Here is a 1,919-nt window from a genome sequence, read left to right on the forward strand (position 1 = left end):
CGACCTGGCCGCGGCGCAGGGCACCCGCGCCGGCAGGGCGTCGGGCACGTCCGCTGCAGGCTCGAGGTCCACGAAGGCCACGAAGACCACGGGTTCGGGCTCGGCCGCCAGCGACGACTGACCCGGCCCCACCCGCACAGCCACGAAGGGCGCTCCCGGTCTCCGGGAGCGCCCTCGCCCGCTCAGCCGACGACGGTCTCCAGCACCACCTCGACGTTGCCGCGGGTGGCGTTGGAGTACGGGCAGACCTGGTGGGCCTTGGCGACCAGGGCCTCGGCGGCGGCCTGCTCGAGCCCGCCGAGCTCGACGTGCAGCGTGACGGCGAGCCCGAAGCCGCCCTGGCCGTTCTTGCCCAGGCCGACCTCGGCGGTGACCGCGGAGTCGGAGAAGGCGACCTTCTCGGCGCGGCCCACGCCCTTGAGGGCGGAGTGGAAGCAGGCGGCGTAGCCGGCGGCGAAGAGCTGCTCGGGGTTGGTGGCCCCGCCGGGACCGCCCATCTCCTTCGGCGTCGCGAGCTCGACGTCGAGGACGCCGTCGGAGGAGCGGGCGCGGCCGCTGCGGCCCTCCCCGGTGGACGTGGCGATCGCGGTGTAGAGGATGTCCATCCCGCCATCATCCGCTGCCCCGGGCGGCGGGGGCGCGGCGCCCGGGGCAGCGCCCTCAGGCGAGCGCGAGCTCGACGAAGCGGCAGTGGGCGTCGACGAGCGGCACCTGCGCGGCGGCGGTGATCCGCGGGCGCAGCAGCTCGGGGCTGCCCACCCACACCGCGAGGCACCGGGCCCGCGAGACCGCGACGTTGAGCCGGTGCGTGTCGTAGAGGAAGTCCAGGCCGCGCGGCGCCGCGTCGGCGTCCGAGGACGCCGTGGAGTACACCACCGCGACCCCCTCCTGGCCCTGGAACCGGTCGACCGACCCGACGGCGACGTCGCCCAGCCCCGCGGCGTCCAGGGCGTCGCGCAGCCGGCGCACCTGCACGTTGTAGGGGCTGACCACGAGCACGTCGGTCGGTGTGACGTCGGCGACCACCGCCCCGCGCCGCCACTGCCGGCGCAGCAGCTCTGCCACCGCGGCGACCACGACGGCCGCCTCCTCGTCGCTGCCCTGCGTGTTGCCGGTGTGCTCGACCGGCAGGAAGCGCAGCCCGGTGCCGGTGAGGCTGCTGGCGAGCGGGGCGTCCACGCCGGGGCGCGCGAGCACCTCCTGCTCGGCGGTGGACTCGTGCGGCGTGAGCTTGCCGTCGTAGGAGATGTCGGAGATGAACCCCGCCACGTCGCCGTGCATGCGCCGGGTGGAGCCGAGGAAGATCCCGACCTCCGGCGGCATGGTCGCCTGCCCGCGCATGAGGTGCTCCAGGGCGCTGACGGCCACCCCGGCCGGGTGCGTGGCGCGCGAGGGCTTCGCGAGCTGCTGCGGGTCGCCCAGCAGCAGCACGTTCGTGGCGTTGCGCGAGGCCGCCAGCACGTCGCCCAGCGACATCTGCCCGGCCTCGTCGACGACGAGCAGGTCGAGCTGCGGGGAGTCCTCCGGCGAGAACGCCCACGCGGTGCCGCCGAGCACCTCCGCCTCGCCCCAGCCCGGCTTGTTGCCGGTGACCAGCGCGGGCTCCTCGCACGGGCCGTGGGTGCACAGCCGCACCCACTTCTCGGCGTTCTTCGCCCGGGACGCCTTGGAGTCGTAGTGGCGCACGACGGCGTCCGGGCTCCGGGCGTGGATCGCCTCCAGGAGGTGGCGCACGACGGCGTGGCTGTTGGCGGTGACACCGATCCGCACGGGCCGCCCGCTCGCCCGGGCCCGCTCGAGCAGGGCGGCGACGACCTGCGTGCCGAGGTGGCTCTTGCCCGCGCCGGGCGGTCCCTGGACGGCGACGACGTCGCCCCTCGCGCCCAGCACCAGCCGGACGGCGTGGGCCACGGCGTCCT

The 1,919-nt window shown here is 75.8% G+C and carries 2 protein-coding genes; both read right to left on the reverse strand.

Annotation, left to right across the window (positions count from 1 at the left end):
• Positions 1-182: 182 nt before the first annotated feature.
• The gene (locus tag AC5FZL_RS16565) at positions 183-605 is read right to left on the reverse strand and encodes an organic hydroperoxide resistance protein (protein ID WP_493619972.1); all 423 of its coding nucleotides are present in this window, start codon (positions 603-605) and stop codon (positions 183-185) included.
• 55 nt (positions 606-660) lie between these two features.
• On the reverse strand, positions 661-1,919 hold a 1,259-nt coding region (locus tag AC5FZL_RS16570; RefSeq protein WP_493619973.1), incomplete at its 5' end, for a DEAD/DEAH box helicase.

This window comes from Quadrisphaera sp. DVD1 (assembly GCF_058932755.1).

Bases quoted from the DNA above. Each gene is read 5' to 3' on its own strand.
- AC5FZL_RS16565 (WP_493619972.1), bottom strand. From the start codon at position 605: ATGGACATCCTCTACACCGCGATCGCCACGTCCACCGGGGAGGGCCGC.